This window comes from Moorena sp. SIO4G3 (assembly GCF_010692305.1).
GTDB classification, from domain to species: domain Bacteria; phylum Cyanobacteriota; class Cyanobacteriia; order Cyanobacteriales; family Coleofasciculaceae; genus Moorena; species Moorena producens_A.
On the sequence record NZ_JAAHIG010000219.1, the window covers coordinates 1 to 15,304 of the forward strand.

Genomic DNA, 15,304 nt, shown 5'->3' on the forward strand with positions numbered 1-15,304 from the left:
TGGGTTAATGTTTCTTTCAGATGCACTTTCCAGGGCTTTGTGGCGAAATTGACCGCATACAGTACTATACATTTAAGCTGTTTGTCATTGAACCGTGCTAATAACCTCAGAGCCAGTTGACCGAAGCGATAGTTGCCATCCATATCTCCACAGACCTGCCAGAGAATGATGGCATAAGATACATAGCACAGAGCAGACACCGCACAATTCCCCTCTTTCACGGAGAGATTGACCTGTTTCAAAACCACTAACGGAAATAGTAGAGGTAGGGTCAGATAAGCAACTGGTATCAGTCGCCAGAGGATAGTCATCGCCGCTAGTTTTTCCGGTGCGGTCATCACTGGCAAATCAATTAAGTCCTCAATCTCTTTACCCTCTAAATGCGATTGTGTCTGCTTTAGAGCCAGCCCAATATCCTCTGGACTGGGCTGTTGGGGGAGTTCTATCCCCAATAACTTCAGCACTTGCAGCCCAGTGGTAATGGCTTGCTCAGGCCGGTTTTGGGCTTTATAGGCTTCAATAGTGACTTCATAGGCTTTGATTTTGTCCAGTAGTGTTTTCCCTTGTGCCAAAACCACCTCAACCAGTTGCTCCATCTGCTCAAAGTCGGTATTCAGGTATGCCGCCTCGGCGGCAGCTTGATATAGGGCTAGGCTTAGGTCATACTGACGTTGCCAGCTATTTTCCCCTAGCAATTCCAGACCTACTGTTAAATAGTTAAAAGCCGCCCCATAGGCCGTGGCCGCCTTGGCTTTTTCTCCAGCAATACGATTTAATTGAGCTAATTCATCTCGCTGAGCAAGATCTGTAATTAACTCCACACCATAATTCAACTGATTGACAATATCAAAAATCTTCTCTTCTCGTTCTGCTGTGGGGATATTTTTCAACAGCAGTTGCCCAATGGTTAGGTGGGTTAACTGTTTCTGGTCTTCCGGAATCAGAAAATAAGCCGCTTGCTGGACTCGGTCATGTAAAAACTTGTAACTTGGGGATTGGTGATCCGGGATTGAGAATTGGGGATTGGGGATTGGTAATTGGCGGAATTTTTCCTGAGTGCTCGATGGGTAATTACTATTAACGGTAAAGAATTTGTAAATTTCAGTTGTCGGTAAAACTAACCCTTCTTGCAGAGATTTCCATAAATAAACCGCTGTCTCAATTGGGGATTTATCATGGATAATCGCCAGGGTATCCAAATCAAATTGGTGGCCAATACAAGCCGCTAGTTTCAATACCTCCTGAGTTTCTTTTGGCAACTTTTGTAACTGCAGTGCCATAAATTCTACTACATCATCTGTCAGAGCCAAGCGTCTAATTTCAGCAATATCACACTGCCAATACCCTTGCTCAAAATTAAAGGTGATTAATCGGTCGTGATGGAGGGATTTCAGGAATTGGGTCGCAAAAAAGGGATTTCCTTTAGTTTTCTGAGCGACTAATTCGGTCAAGGGTTCTGCCAGTTCTATCCCACAAGTCAGGGTATCGGCAATCAGATGGTTTAAGTCAGAGTTGCTCAGGGGTTCGAGGGTAATGGTATTCAGTGAAACACCAAGGTTGGCCATCTCGGACAAGGTGAGCATCAATGGATGAGTAGGATTTACCTCATTATCTCGATAAGCACCAATTAGCAGTAGATAAGACGTATTAGTTTCTGCCATCAACAATTGCAGCAACTTCAACGAAGCGGAATCTGCCCACTGCAAGTCATCGAGGAAAATCACTAGGGGATGTTCCTTAGTGGTAAACACTTGGATAAATTTACTAAAGAGCAAATTAAACCGATTTTGAGCTGCCGTACCAGAAAGTTCGTCAGCCGGAGGCTGTTTACCGATAATCCCTTCTAATTCTGGAATCACATCCACCATCACTTGACCATTCTCACCCACAGCAGACAGAATTTGTGCTTTCCACTGCATCAGTTGGCTATCGGTTTCGGTGAGTAATTGCTCCATCAAGTCCCGCATTGCTTGGACGATGGCACTAAAGGGAATATTGCGCTGGAACTGGTCAAACTTACCTTGGATGAAATAACCCCGCTGCCGCACAATCGGTTTTTGGACTTCATGGACCACAGCGGTTTTACCAATGCCGGAAAAGCCAGCGACTAGAATCATTTCTGTGGTTCCTTGAGTGACTAGCTCAAAGGCGGCGAGTAAGGTATCTACTTCCGGTTGACGCCCGTAGAGTTTTTCCGGAATTACGAAGCGATGCTCCGTAGGAGCCGCTACGCGAACGCAAATGTCTCGACTGCCCAACTTAATGTCAGCGTACGCGCCAAATCTGTGCAAGTGATAGGAACACTGTTCTAGGTCATACTTAAGCCCCAAAGCACTCTGATAACGGTCTTCAGCATTTTTAGCCATCAGTTTACTGATAATTTCCGACAGGATTGGGGGAATAGCTCGGTTACGCTGGTGTGGCGCTAATGGTTGTTTAGCAATATGACAGTGAACCAACTCCATCGGGTCAGTAGTGCTAAACGGTAACTCTGTGGTGAACAACTTGTAGAAAGTTACCCCCGTCGAATAAAAGTCACTGCGGTAGTCAATGCCCCGATTCATCCGTCCGGTTTGTTCCGGAGACAGGTAAGCCAGGGTACCTTCGAGGCAGTTAGGACTAGTCAGGATTTGGCTTTCTTTCGGGAGTAGGGAGGCAATACTGAAGTCGATGAATTTGACTTTACTGGTAGTGGGATTAATCAGGATATTGCTAGGCTTGATGTCTTTGTGGATGACTCGGTGGCGATAGAGTCCATCCAGGATGGAAGCGATTTGAATGGCGATGTCGAGAAATTTCTGAAGTGAGTGATCACTGATCATACCAGTGATCATACGGGGATGCTCTACCTCATCCGTGATCGTTCTTAGGTCTTTGCTAAAGGTGGTATAGTCTTCCAGGGAAATGCCACCAAAGTCTTCCATCACCAATACCAACGTATTGTGGTAGGACTCCAAGCTATAGATTTGGATAATGCCGGGATGGTCAAGATTTTTGGCAATAGTGTACTGATTGCGGAACTGGACAAGTTCCTGGAAGCTGGGATAGGGATTATTGAGCAGTTTGAGTACTACTGGTGTTTGGTCATTGTTCCTAGTGCCACGATAAACTAAGGTTTTCGACCCATGGTAGACCAGGTCAGTGATGCAATAGCCTTTAATGTTGGGAGGAGTTGTGTTCATGGGTGACATACCTAGGTGAGGGTATACGGCCAATGGGACCAATTCAACCGGACTCACTATATAGGATTCCCATTTCCTCCAGACTAGGTAACATTGATTGAGTAAGTCAGGAGGTAAGTGGCATGGCAGGGTGTGGGGAGATGGGGAGATGGGGAGATGGGGAGATGGGGAGATGGGGAGATGGGGAGATGGGGAGATGGGGAGATAGGGAGGGTGGGGAGATTTTGATTCTTCAACCAGCTAACCTGCAACCAGCTAACCTGCAACCAGCAACCAGCAACCAGCTAACCTGCAACCAGCTAACCTTCAACCAGCGATCGCATAAACAAAGCTAGACTAAGGAAAATTAGCGAAGTGACACTAGCGGGGAATCTCAACAATGCTTAAACCCAAATCAACTTTGATTGCTTTCCTATCAACTACTGGAATTGCCAGTGCTGTTTTGTTGGGTTCAGTTAGTCCAGCTGAATCTTGTATGTACAAGAAGTCCATTAACTACATCAGAGCTGAGCAAGTGAATTGGTTACGGTCTCCTTGGGCAGCGGTTATTACCTTGCCAGGATTAGCTATGGCAGCAGCTTTGTACCTGGGTAATCGCTATTACCTAAGCGATCGCCAGTGAGCTTACCTCTGAAATTAAGTCCAGTTAATTACTTCAAAGAATAGGTAAACATTTAGCCGTCAGCCGTCAGCGGTCAGCCGTCAGTATTGAGCTGACCGCTGATAGCTGATAGCTGTTCGCGTAGCGTGCGCGTAGCGCTTAAGCTGATAGCTGAATGCTTACAAAAAAAATTGATTAAAATAGTATAAACTATACTAGTCCTAAATCCTTGGAGAAATCACTATGAGTCAGGAAGAGGAAGTAACTTATACCCAAAAAACAGAGCGCCTCCAAGCCTTTACCCAACTAATTAAGTCAGTCGCTCCACTGATTTGGACTGTAGTAATTATTCTTGTATTCATTCCCTTAGTCAGCAAACTTATCATCCCCCATTCCACCAATCCTGCTCAAATTAACCCCTCCACTGAATCAACAGTTGTTATTGAACCCCGTCCCGACTTTAGTAAAGTTAATCAAGCAGTTGCTGATGCCGTCAAACAATCTCACGCCAGTGCTGAAGCCTTTGCCGCCCATGAGTTAGATAGTTGGGAAGCCGAGTTAATCCCCCGTGTGGATAGTTTTTTGGATTGGTATTTTGATTATTTTAATCAAAAAAAGATGGAGCTTTCAGTTCCGTTTATGTGGGGAGCGTCGGCTATCATGCATCAAATCAATCCCAACCTTCCCTCTGGCAAGCAAGCCATTGACGCCAAACTTACCGAGACCTTCCAAAAAGAATTTTCTAAACGAGTACTGCTTCCTCAGAATGCTCAAATGAGGATGGAACTAATAACGAATGATACGATTGAATTATATATGGCTGATTTGGGAAACAATCTTAGTGACATCCAAAGCCAATATCAAATTCCTCAAGGTCAGTGGGATAGATATATTAACGAAATTTCCACTACTATTAATGATACGGAAGGTAACCTATCCAATATTTCCCTGAAATTGTTAATTGGCGGTAGTGGTTACTTGGTAGCTAAACCTATTCTGGTTTCCATGGGAGGAAAAGTAGCGAGTAAAGTTAGCAGCAAACTAGCTGGCAAAGCCGCCAGCAAAATGGCAGCAAAAACCGGTGGTTTAGTGGCAACGGAGTTAGGAGCAAGTATAATTGATCCCCTGGCTGGTATCGGGTTATTGATTTGGGATGTTTGGGATTACCGCCACACCCTGAAAGTCGAGAAACCTATTTTACGCAGCAATATATTAGGATACTTAAAACAGGTCAAAAAATCTCTGTTGAACAATCCTGAAACTGGGATTATGACAGCAATTTATCAGTTAGAAGAGGGGATTTTGAAGTCAGTTGAATCGTAAGCAGTCAGCAGTCAGCGGTCAGCAGTCAGCACCTCAAGTAGCGTGCGTGGCACAGGCTTCTAGCCTGTGAGGTAGCGCATATGCTTATACCAAGTTGCGGACAAACGTACAACTTTCTCTTCCCCCAATCTCCCTATCTCCCAATCTCCCTATCTCCCCATCTCCCTATCTCCCCACCCTCTCTTTAATTATGGGTATTCAACCAGACTTGATATAATACCTTCCTCTGCGTACTCCTGTATAACAGGCTCATAAATTTCAGGAATAGTGGGATATTTCAGACCTGTAAGATTCAGGGAACCTTCCAATAATCTTCTAGCAATCATTGCAGCGGTCTTGGAGGTCAGTTGTGAACAGATGGAGTAATGGTCACCCGGTTTAGCAGAAGGATTGGTTATAGAAATGATGCGTTCTTTTTTGTCAGGGTATTGCACGAGCATGTCGTAATACATGATAATTTGATCCACTTCTGTATCCCCTGGCTGATAAACCCCCAGTTTCTGAACCAGTAAGTCAGAGATTACATCACAATAGGAGGGCGAATCTTTGGGGGGAATAATCGGCTTGTCGTCAAACAGACCCAGCCATTGATAGCGCATCATAATATTATGGGAAACTGGTATACCCAATTTCTGAGCAACCAAGGCTTTAGCATCACCATTTGTGCTGCCACACAGTTCTAGCACAATTTCCTGATAAGTTTTCTCAAGCAGCTCAGGGCGATATTGTGTATCACAGAAGCCAAGATCAATCAATCCCTGTAAGGTCTCTCCCCAACCAGGGTATCTTAATGTTCCATGATAGAAGTTTCTAACATTATCAATGCCGTAAACCTTAGGGTATAGATAAGCTCCAGAATCTGAATTTGGACGAGATTCAAATGTCCCTATATTGGGAACTTCAACCGTTCTAGTTTCTAAATAAACTTTGTCTCCTGGAATCAGGGGTATCTGGGAGTCCTTGATCCAGTCTCCAGAGCCATCTTTGATCTTAACCGAAGCAAAAAGGGATTTTTTAGGAGCCCAAAAGCACTTATAACCAAACGGATTAATATTAGGATTACAGGGTAGTACACCAACATGATACCAGAGATCGATAATCTCTCCGCCCTTAGCATGCACATCGTCAATGAGCTTTTTACCGATCATGCTGCCATATCCAGGATCTGTGCCAGCCTCTGTCACAATGGCAATGCCTTTTTCTTTTGCCTGTTGATCCAATTGTTCGAATTCTTGCTGAGTCTTGAACAAGTAGCCGATATGGCAGGTCATGATCAATGACACACTATGTTCCAGACAGTATTTTGTCACAAGGGGCTGATAGGGACCGGGTAAAAAGCTGATGACAATACTACTTTCTTTAATCAATTGATCAAGAGCCTGATTTTCGGGATTTGACCGATCAATGTCAATAGGATAGAAACTGCGGCTTGAATGCTGATTGACAATTTCTTCTGCAGTCATCTTATTCCTAGAGGCTACAGTAATGTGATAGCCTCGTTCATTGAGATAGTCGCACAGAGGAGCAACTGACACACCCGAACCTAATAACAAAATGTTTTTCATCTAAATCTCCTCATGGATTATCAACAATTAATTCAGGAATTACAACTGTATTAGGAAGATTCAATAACATCAGCACGATCTCGGCTATAGTTTCTGGTTGAATCATCTTTTCTGGGGATAAAGGAGAAGAGTCCTTTGCCATATTTGTGTTAACCCATCCTGGGCAAAGCGCAGTTACTCTTACACCATCTTCTTTAGCGGCATGGAACATGGCATGTGATGCCGCTAAAAATCCAAACTTACTGATAGAATAGCCAACTTTACTGTCTTCAATGTATTTAGCACCGTTGGAAACAATGTTAATAATCCGGCCTTCACTGCTCTGACGCAAATACGGTAAAACCAAACGTGTAAGACGTATCGGTGCTTTTGTATTTACATCCAGCATTTTATCGAGTAGTTCCTCGTTATCATCTTCAATATCCACGGAATGAAAAATGCCAGCATTATTAATTAGGCCATCTATCCTATGAAAGACATCGAGCGTTTTTTTAATCCATTCATGTTCTGTATTGGGATAAGCTGAATTATAAGAAACCAATAACACCTTATCCTTTGGCAGTGCTAAAATATCTTTGGTTACCCGATCTAACTCTCTGACGCCAAGGCTAAGAAGAAAGCCATATTCATAGAGTTTGAGTGCAATTGCTTTGCCTAGGCCGCGATTAGCACCTGAAATCATCACAACTTTTGCCATGGTTATAATAGCTTTGCCTGCTTATTCATAACAGCTTTTAAACATCGTTGCCGATAATCAGCATAAAAATAGTCAGTATGGCCTTCTTGCAATTTGGTGAGAACCCATAGTAATTCCCTTAGCAGGATGGCATCTTGGTGGATGGCGAGTTTATCTCTATTCAGAGATATTTTTGAGTATGCTTGAAGAAACAGCTCAGTTTGCTGGTTATCGAGATGGTGGAAATGGATAAATGCAGCGAGATCAGAATAACTATCATTCATTCCCGCCATTTCCCAGTCCAGAAATATAGTTTTTTGACCTTTCAAGAAATTTCCGTAGTAAAGATCATTATGGCAAAACTTGATGTCAGTAGCTTGATGGTAGGCATCTAATTTATTTCGTATTGTTTCAAAAAACAATTTTATTTTTTTTATTGTATCATTAGATTTTTTTAATGAATGCCAGTATCTATCAAGTAAATCTTTAATATGATAGATATGACTAATCGGTGAAAGTTCATGAATTTTACGGATAGATTCCCCAAAACTATTCAGTGCTGCTGCAGTTCTGATTTCTTTGAAAGTCCAGGCTGGCACATCAATAAATTCAGTAATTATTGAGTTATTTTTGGGGTCAAATGCGATCGGCTTCACTCCAAGGTTTGCACGATATACTTTTTGAATAATTGAATATTCTACTTGTCTGTTAATTTGCTGCACTTCTGATGTATGACAAATTTTTATAACAAAAACTCCACTATCTGTAGAAACTTTAAAGTTTTGGTTATTTTTACCTTCGGTTAATTTTTCAACCCTCCTAATAGCTACCTTTTTTAGGGAAGGGAGATTTGAGAATACCTGCTCTACAACAATTCGATCTGATTTGTAAAATCCCAAGGGCTGAACACCTGATTCTGCCAAGGTCAGCGTTTCACAAATTATTTCCGACTGCTGTAGTTGATTCATTAAGATTCCCTTGGCTATTCCTAATTGTTGACTTTTTAAAGCTGAGCTATGGTCACTGCTCAGGATGTGTCTGCAGACTGTAGCTGACATCACTCCAGTTCTGGGAGTCTGGTAGCTGCCCAGGGTGGTAAGCTTATCTCAATTTGGTATAGATTGTAACTTTAAAAAATCTAATTAAAGCAATTTTTGTTACAATTGGAAAAAATCGAGGTCAAAATCAGTACGTTTGTTCTACTAAATCCCTAAACTTTCAGGTGCGACCCGTGGCGAATTTAATAATTAGATGCGGAAAGCGCACCTAGTATTTTGAGCCAGAAAGAATAAACCGTTGCGATTGCTATTAGGATTTTTCAGATTTCTCAAATCACATTCTCAATCATCTCGGGTCGGGATTATTGAGAATAAATTCTCCTTATTGACATTGAGGCAGCAGATTTTAGGTTTGTGATACTATCAAATAACTTTTACGGCGGTTTGTATAACTATCAAGTACACAGGATTTTATCCTTCTTCCCTCTTCCGAACGCGCCCCGCGTGGCCCACGGCCTCAGTCCCTGCTCCCTGCTCCGAACGCGCCCCGCGTGGCCTACGGCCTCAGTATTACCTATTCCCTTCTCCCAGCTGTTGAAGCTCCCTACTCCCTAAGAGCTGATTTGTAAACTCGCTGTAATCTTTGTAGGATAAGGCTTGCACTAAACTAGAACAATTGAACTATTTAATAAGCAAAAGACAATCATAGCAAGGCTTTCAAGCTTCTTAATATTTACTTTACAAATTAGCTCTAAAACCCAGAACGAAAGTACCTCACCGAATTGAAAACCACTGATAGCTGATAGCTGATAGCTTACCCTTAAACCTTAAACCTTCAACCTTAAACCTTTAACCTTGGCCTATTGGCCACGGGTGCGCGTTCAACCTTAAACTTTAAAAGATTGATGAATTTGGTCTATAAATGTGCCCAATGCCTTGACATATCCCTACAAGTTAGATTAGACCATCAATAATATATGCTTAGAGTTTAAAACCGGATTGAATATTACTCAACCTGGGGCATCCTATGGAAATTTCCTTAATTAAACAAGGGCAATTAAATGCCCAGAACTGGTCTGGGACTGACATCACACCAGACGTATCAGTGGTGGTACCAATCTACAATGAGGTGGAGAGTTTGCCCCACCTGATTGATGCGATCGCATCCAGCTTAACCGATACTCAGCTCAGCTATGAGCTGATTTGTGTCGATGATGGCTCAACAGATGGTTCAACCCAACTGCTCAAGGAGCAAGTCCTCTCCCGCACTGATTTGCGAGGGGTAATTTTGCGTCGCAACTATGGTCAAACTGCTGCCATGGCAGCTGGGTTTAATTATGCTCGCGGTCGTGCCATTGTTACCTTAGATGGTGACCTACAAAATGATCCAGCCGACATTCCCATGCTGCTTGCCAAACTGGAGGAAGGTTATGACTTGGTTAGTGGCTGGCGTAAAAATCGGCAGGATGCGGCGGTGACTCGCTTACTGCCATCCAAAATTGCCAACTGGCTGATTGGACGCACCACTGGGGTTAAACTCCATGACTATGGCTGTTCTCTGAAAGCTTATCGCTCGGAATTGGTAGCAGACATGAACCTCTACGGTGAGTTACATCGGTTTTTACCAGCCTTAGCATATATTGAGGGGGCAAGAATTAGCGAGTTACCCGTGCGTCACCATGCTCGTCGCTATGGTAGTAGTAAGTATGGTCTGGGGCGAACCTTCCGGGTGCTAATGGATTTGTTGACCATCTTCTTTATGAAGAAATTCCTGACCCGACCCATGCATGTATTTGGATTACTAGGTCTGAGTTCCCTAGGCACGGGCATAATCATTGGGGCTTATCTGACCATTCTCAAGGTAGGTCTGAATCAAGAAATCGGGGATCGGCCTTTACTGATCTTGGCAGTACTCTTGATCTCAACTGGTGTACAACTGTTTAGTCTTGGTCTACTGGGGGAACTACTGATGCGTACTTACCACGAATCTCAGGGAAGACCGATTTATCGGGTCAGAGAAGTAGTGTCTTCTAATGTTGAGCAACCTTAGTCATATCACTTGGAAATCAAGTTGGTTAGTGGCTAACCAAAGTACCAAAGCGCCCCCATTCACAATTTAAATGCTTGAATGGGGGTGCTTTGGGGATATAGGGAGATCTCACAGGGGTAGGTTTTTTACATTTGGGTCGGGAGTCGGGAATCGGGAATCGGGAATCGGAACCCACCCCTAACCCCTCCCAGGAGGGGAACGGGAATCGGGAAAAGCGGGAAATGGGGAGAATTATTCCGGAAATTACTGTGTATTTTGATACATATTTTTAGGAATTTATACGTAGCGATGCAGCGCGGTCTTGGGGGAAACCCCCACTCGCTATTGCATCAAGACAATCAAAGTACATACTTGCCCCTTTGTAAAAAACCTACCCTTGTAAGGATAGGGAGATGGGGAGATCGGGAAATAGGGAGATGGGGAAATAGTAGACCGACTTTTGTACTAGTGAATCTTACTCAAATTTAAATGCATATTAGGTTAGCCGCTAACCAACGGTATTTCTTGACAATTTGAAATTTGTAAAGATTATATGAAGTTTATAATCAAGATTTCATTAAGCTCCAGATTGCTAGTTGATTTGGAGAATTTTTTTAGGTTTTAATTAAGTTAAAATTTTTTTTGATAAAAAATTCATTCAAACCACTTATGCATAACACTTAGTTGGGCTGTAGGGCTCTTCCTCAGGGAATAAATTAGGAGCAGTTTGGGTTTCTAGTTAAAGAATGCTTGAATCCCTTGGTATCGGTGTTTACCCTTAAGTGGTACATTCTTACTCACTGAGGTCTGTTAGTAATAGCTGAAATTAACCACTGGTTATTGTTAACTTCTATTAAACTCTACCGGAAACTTACTGAAAAATAGTGAAGTTTCCATCAATATGACTTGGAAATGGGGCGCTCTTGATCAGAGTGCTTTAACTATAGGGGAAGATAAACGTGTATTTAAAGAGCAAAACTGATGGGCTTACTGATCGGCTTGAGATCAAAAGCAGCAGGGATGAATTGACTGTCTGGGAGAATCAACCAGTCTCCTATGATGAACAAAATGTCAGTAGCATGAACATTCTATTACTCGCTCCTCATCCCTTTTATCAGAATCGTGGCACACCCATCGCAGTCAACCTGGTTTTGAAGGTGCTTTCTGAACGGGGAGACCAGGTTGATGTCGTCACTTATCCTGAAGGGCGTGACATCAATTATGAAAATATCACGGTATACCGAACCCCTAATCTACCGTGGGTTCGGAATATACGACCAGGGTTCTCCTGGAAAAAAATCCTCTGTGATGTTTTCATGTTGCTTGCTGTAATTCGCCTAGTGACTAAGAAACGCTACGATTTGGTTCATGCTGGAGAAGAATCAGTCTTTATTGGTTTAGGGCTCAAAATTTTGTGTAAAATTCCCTATATCTATGACATGGATTCATCTCTAGCCCAACAAATGATTGAAAAGTATCCTTTGCTACAAAAATTTTCGTCAGTATTCAACTTTTTTGAAGGACTGGCTGTGAAGAATGCCAAAGTCGTGGTTTCAGTTTGCGATGCTTTGGCAGCAGATATTGAAAAGTACAAGCCCAGAAAAACTGTAGTTATTCCAGATATATCGTTGCTTAATTATAATCTTTCTTTAAAAAAATCCTAAAAAATCTTTTGATTTAGACTAACTAAACCCTACTGATTTTTAAAATCCTTATTTTTAAATTTTAAGTAGACTAAAAGAACCAATAACTGTTACTATAAGTGTTAATAACGGAAAGTATGGTTCCGGTCTCCTAATACTACCTACGTTTTATTTTGTAACGAAAGATAAGTAGAATAGTGAAAATGTGCAGGTTTGTGTAAATTTTCGCTTCAAGATTCAACGTCAAGATTCAACGTCAAGATTCAACTTCAAGATTCAACATTGGTGTAACTATGTATAGTAATTTGAGACGTGAGCTAGGAATCCGTAATGTACTCCTGATGTATGTGGGCAATCTGGAGACTTATCAAGGGATTGACCTACTTCTAGACAGCTTCGCCTTGACCCTTGAGCACACTGATCAGGCTGACTTAGTCATTATTGGTGGAGAAGCGGACGACATTCGGAAATACACCAATAAGGCTCACTGTCTTGGGATGCAACAACATGTCCATTTTTTAGGACCAAAACCAGTTGAGCATCTGGCTATCTATCTGGAGCAGGCTGATATTTTAGTATCTCCGAGAACTAAGGGTAAAAATACCCCGATGAAACTCTACTCCTATCTCGATAGTGGCAAAGTTTTGTTAGCCACAGATTTGCCAACCCATACCCAGTTGCTAAACAATCACCTTGCTCTGCTTAAGAGGCCAGATGCCAAAGCTTTCGCGCAGGGAATGCTGGCTCTAATCGCTGATGAAAAGCTACGACTGAGCCTGGGCAGTGCTGGCAAAAAATTGATTGAGAAAAGGCATACTTATGCAGCTTTTCGGGAAAAATTAAACAGTCTTTATGATTGGCTACATCACGAGTTAGCAGAGCATACCGCCTAACCAGACAAGTAATGAGAAGGAACCTAGTAGAGTTAACCAGAAACTCTTACGATCTATTAGTCATCGGTGGTGGGATCTATGGAGCTTGCGTAGCTTGGGAAGCAAGCCTCAGGGGATTGTCAGTGGCCTTGGTGGAAAAAGCTGATTTCGGTGGTGCTACCTCTGCTAACAGCTTGAAGACCATCCACGGGGGATTACGGTATCTCCAACATGCTGACCTGAAACGGATGCGTGAATCCATTCATGAACGCACCAGTTTAATGCGGATTGCGCCTCACTTAGTTCATCCATTACCAGTGTTGATTCCCACCTACGGCCATGGGATGAAGGGAAAAGAAGTGCTATCTGTGGCACTTGCGATCAATGACTTAATCAGTTGCGATCGCAATCGTCAACTCGATCCCCAAAAACACATATCCAATGGTCGAGTGATCTCTAAGCAACAGTGTCAGCAGCTACTGCCAGGAATTCCCCAGGAGGGACTAACTGGAGCAGCAGTCTTTTATGATGCTCAGGTCTACAACTCTGAACGCTTGACCCTATCTTTTCTACGGTCAGCTGAGCAAGCTGGCGCAGTGGTGGCTAACTACGTAGAAGTGACTGGATTTCTGCAAACTGGAAATCGGGTCACGGGTATTCAGGGGCAAGATGTGTTAAGTGGCAATCAATTCGACATCCGCGCCAAGACTGTGGTCAACACCAGCGGACCATGGATAAATCGGGTGTTGAGTTTACTAAACCAATCCCAGGAGCAACCCCAGCAGCAACCCCAGCAGCAACCCAGAGTTCCCCTTGCCAAAGCCATGAACCTGGTGATTCACCGTCCCCTCTGCCAAACCTATGCTGTGGGTATTTCCACGCCATACTCCTATCGTGATTCCGATGCCATAGTCAACAAGGGGTCTCGCTTACTATTTATTGCGCCCTGGCGTGGTAAATCCCTGATCGGTACATCCTATACTGTTTGGGATCAAGACCCGGATAACCTCAATATTACTGAACAGGATATTCAAGACCTGCTCGATGACATCAACCAAGCATGGCCATCGGTTAAACTCAACCAAGCAGATGTAGCTTTCGTCCATGGTGGCTTGCTTCCTAGAACTGGCATGAGTGAGACCGGAGAGCCACAAATGGCTAAACACTATCAAATCTTCGATCATGCCAAAGAAGAATTTCCAGGATTGATCTCGGTGGTTGGGGTGAAATATACCACTGCCAGAGATGTGGCTGAGAAAGTCGTTGACCAGGTATTTCGGTCATGGGGGCAAAAGCCTCCCAACTCCCTGTCATCAGTTACACCAATTTACGGTGGACACATCGAACAATTTGAAGTGTTTTTGCAGACGGAAATCTTTAAGCAACCCTATGGATTGAGGGAGGAGGTAATGCGCCGCCTCGTTTATAACTACGGTAGTGCCTATCAAGATGTACTGCTGTATTTAGAGCGAGTATCAGATCACTCCTGTGCACCTACTGATGATTTAGCTGTACTCAAAGCGGAAATCTTGCATGGGGTTGTTGAGGAAATGGCTCAAACATTAGGTGATGTGGTCTTCCGGCGGACAGAACTGGGTAGTGCTGGTCATCCCGGAAACGAGGCGCTCAGAACCTGTGCTGAGGTGATGGGGGCGGAACTAGGATGGAGTCGGTCACAAATAGAGCTAGAGTTAGACAAGGTGAATCACATTTTTAATATGGGAGGTTCATTAACTCAGCAGAAAAGTATTGGAATTGAAACGCTTCAGGGTTCGGTGAGTTTAGCCGAGAAGATCCTTTGAGGTTTTGGTGCAAGATTTTAGCTGAATGGGATTGAAGCAGCAGCAGTTTATGGAAATCAGGGAGATTATAACAAAAATCCATGGTAGCTACCCCTCAAAACCATCAATTAATCCTAATTGATGGTCACGTTCACCTTCATGACTGTTTTGATATCGATCAACTGCTGACCTCAGCTTGGGAAAATTTTCAGCGATTTTATGGTGAGGCAGGTGATCAAGAAAATTTTAAAGCTGTATTATTGTTGACAGAAATAGAGCCTCAAAAATGGTATAAAAGGTTAGCTGATTTAGCTCAAAACAATAATCAGTCTAGGGTAAGCCAGGGAAAACCTTGGATGTTCCACCGTACCCAGGAAGATTTCTCTTTATATACCTGTAACGCCTTAGGCCAAGGAATGTTCTTAATTGCTGGTCGCCAAATTGTGACAGCGGAAAACCTTGAGGTATTAGCGTTGATTACTGACCAAAACCTTGAAGATGGTTTACCCTTAGACGTAACCATTAAAGCAATTCTGTCTGCGGAGGGAATCCCTATACTCCCCTGGGGAGTTGGTAAATGGATCGGAAATCGGGGAAAACTATTATATAAGCTCTTGGAAGACAAGAATTTTCC

At 43.1% G+C, this 15,304-nt stretch carries 13 protein-coding genes and 1 pseudogene; 9 read left to right on the forward strand and 5 right to left on the reverse strand.

Annotation, left to right across the window (positions count from 1 at the left end; genetic code table 11):
* Window positions 1-3,182: serine/threonine-protein kinase PknK (locus tag F6J99_RS29095; protein ID WP_293117991.1), on the reverse strand; the 3,182-nt coding region annotated here is incomplete at its 3' end.
* A 140-nt stretch (window positions 3,183-3,322) separates the two neighbouring features.
* On the opposite strand from F6J99_RS29095, the gene F6J99_RS29100 reads away from it, so the two are divergent.
* The 3 genes from F6J99_RS29100 to F6J99_RS29110 all read left to right on the forward strand — a co-directional run bounded on the left by F6J99_RS29100 (window position 3,323) and on the right by F6J99_RS29110 (window position 5,106).
* Entirely contained in the window at window positions 3,323-3,517 is a 195-nt protein-coding gene (locus F6J99_RS29100) for a hypothetical protein (protein WP_293117994.1), read from the forward strand.
* A gap of 44 nt (window positions 3,518-3,561) precedes the next feature.
* A complete protein-coding gene (locus F6J99_RS29105; protein WP_293117997.1) occupies window positions 3,562-3,804 on the forward strand; it encodes a hypothetical protein in 243 nt (80 codons plus the stop codon).
* Between the two features lie 222 nt (window positions 3,805-4,026).
* Window positions 4,027-5,106 carry a hypothetical protein gene (locus F6J99_RS29110; RefSeq protein WP_293118000.1) on the forward strand — a complete coding sequence of 360 codons (1,080 nt, stop codon included), beginning with the start codon at window positions 4,027-4,029 and terminating at the stop codon, window positions 5,104-5,106.
* Window positions 5,107-5,294: 188 nt separating this feature from the next.
* On the opposite strand, the gene F6J99_RS29115 is transcribed toward F6J99_RS29110, so the two are convergent.
* Genes F6J99_RS29115 through F6J99_RS29125 form a run of 3 tightly spaced genes read right to left on the reverse strand, consistent with a single transcriptional unit; the run spans window position 5,295 to window position 8,405 of the window.
* A complete protein-coding gene (locus F6J99_RS29115) occupies window positions 5,295-6,671 on the reverse strand; it encodes a saccharopine dehydrogenase C-terminal domain-containing protein (RefSeq protein WP_293118003.1) in 1,377 nt (458 codons plus the stop codon).
* Between the two features lie 10 nt (window positions 6,672-6,681).
* A complete protein-coding gene (locus tag F6J99_RS29120; protein ID WP_293118007.1) occupies window positions 6,682-7,368 on the reverse strand; it encodes an SDR family NAD(P)-dependent oxidoreductase in 687 nt (228 codons plus the stop codon).
* 2 nt (window positions 7,369-7,370) lie between these two features.
* Window positions 7,371-8,405 carry a phosphotransferase gene (locus F6J99_RS29125; RefSeq protein WP_293118010.1) on the reverse strand — a complete coding sequence of 345 codons (1,035 nt, stop codon included), beginning with the start codon at window positions 8,403-8,405 and terminating at the stop codon, window positions 7,371-7,373.
* Window positions 8,406-9,372: 967 nt separating this feature from the next.
* On the opposite strand from F6J99_RS29125, the gene F6J99_RS29130 reads away from it, so the two are divergent.
* Window positions 9,373-10,395 (forward strand): glycosyltransferase family 2 protein, encoded by a 1,023-nt coding sequence (locus tag F6J99_RS29130; RefSeq protein WP_293118012.1) that lies wholly within the window; start codon window positions 9,373-9,375, stop codon window positions 10,393-10,395.
* A 25-nt stretch (window positions 10,396-10,420) separates the two neighbouring features.
* Here the strand turns inward: F6J99_RS29130 and F6J99_RS29135 are convergent, their stop codons facing one another.
* Window positions 10,421-10,570, reverse strand: a complete 150-nt coding sequence (locus F6J99_RS29135; RefSeq protein ID WP_293118015.1) for a hypothetical protein — start codon at window positions 10,568-10,570, stop codon at window positions 10,421-10,423.
* A gap of 113 nt (window positions 10,571-10,683) precedes the next feature.
* Between F6J99_RS29135 and F6J99_RS29140 the strand changes: the two genes are divergently transcribed.
* The 5 genes and pseudogenes from F6J99_RS29140 to F6J99_RS29160 form a co-directional block, all read left to right on the forward strand.
* Complete coding sequence (locus F6J99_RS29140; RefSeq protein WP_293118018.1) at window positions 10,684-10,863, forward strand: hypothetical protein; 180 nt, start codon at window positions 10,684-10,686, stop codon at window positions 10,861-10,863.
* A gap of 470 nt (window positions 10,864-11,333) precedes the next feature.
* Window positions 11,334-12,038, forward strand: coding sequence for a glycosyltransferase family 4 protein (locus F6J99_RS29145; RefSeq protein ID WP_070392056.1), 705 nt, complete (start codon window positions 11,334-11,336; stop codon window positions 12,036-12,038).
* 272 nt (window positions 12,039-12,310) lie between these two features.
* Complete coding sequence (locus F6J99_RS29150; protein WP_293118021.1) at window positions 12,311-12,910, forward strand: glycosyltransferase family 4 protein; 600 nt, start codon at window positions 12,311-12,313, stop codon at window positions 12,908-12,910.
* An 11-nt stretch (window positions 12,911-12,921) separates the two neighbouring features.
* Window positions 12,922-14,691, forward strand: a complete 1,770-nt coding sequence (locus tag F6J99_RS29155; RefSeq protein ID WP_293118023.1) for a glycerol-3-phosphate dehydrogenase/oxidase — start codon at window positions 12,922-12,924, stop codon at window positions 14,689-14,691.
* Window positions 14,692-14,771: 80 nt separating this feature from the next.
* A pseudogene (locus F6J99_RS29160) lies at window positions 14,772-15,304 on the forward strand (hypothetical protein); the annotation flags it as partial.

Excerpts from the sequence above, each read along its gene's own strand:
- F6J99_RS29100 (WP_293117994.1), top strand. The coding sequence starts at position 3,323 with ATGGGGAGATGGGGAGATGGGGAGATGGGGAGATGGGGAGATGGGGAG.
- F6J99_RS29155 (WP_293118023.1), top strand. The coding sequence starts at position 12,922 with ATGAGAAGGAACCTAGTAGAGTTAACCAGAAACTCTTACGATCTATTA.
- F6J99_RS29110 (WP_293118000.1), top strand. The coding sequence starts at position 4,027 with ATGAGTCAGGAAGAGGAAGTAACTTATACCCAAAAAACAGAGCGCCTC.
- F6J99_RS29125 (WP_293118010.1), bottom strand. The coding sequence starts at position 8,405 with ATGTCAGCTACAGTCTGCAGACACATCCTGAGCAGTGACCATAGCTCA.
- F6J99_RS29130 (WP_293118012.1), top strand. The coding sequence starts at position 9,373 with ATGGAAATTTCCTTAATTAAACAAGGGCAATTAAATGCCCAGAACTGG.
- F6J99_RS29120 (WP_293118007.1), bottom strand. The coding sequence starts at position 7,368 with ATGGCAAAAGTTGTGATGATTTCAGGTGCTAATCGCGGCCTAGGCAAA.
- F6J99_RS29105 (WP_293117997.1), top strand. The coding sequence starts at position 3,562 with ATGCTTAAACCCAAATCAACTTTGATTGCTTTCCTATCAACTACTGGA.
- F6J99_RS29115 (WP_293118003.1), bottom strand. The coding sequence starts at position 6,671 with ATGAAAAACATTTTGTTATTAGGTTCGGGTGTGTCAGTTGCTCCTCTG.
- F6J99_RS29150 (WP_293118021.1), top strand. The coding sequence starts at position 12,311 with ATGTATAGTAATTTGAGACGTGAGCTAGGAATCCGTAATGTACTCCTG.
- F6J99_RS29140 (WP_293118018.1), top strand. The coding sequence starts at position 10,684 with ATGCAGCGCGGTCTTGGGGGAAACCCCCACTCGCTATTGCATCAAGAC.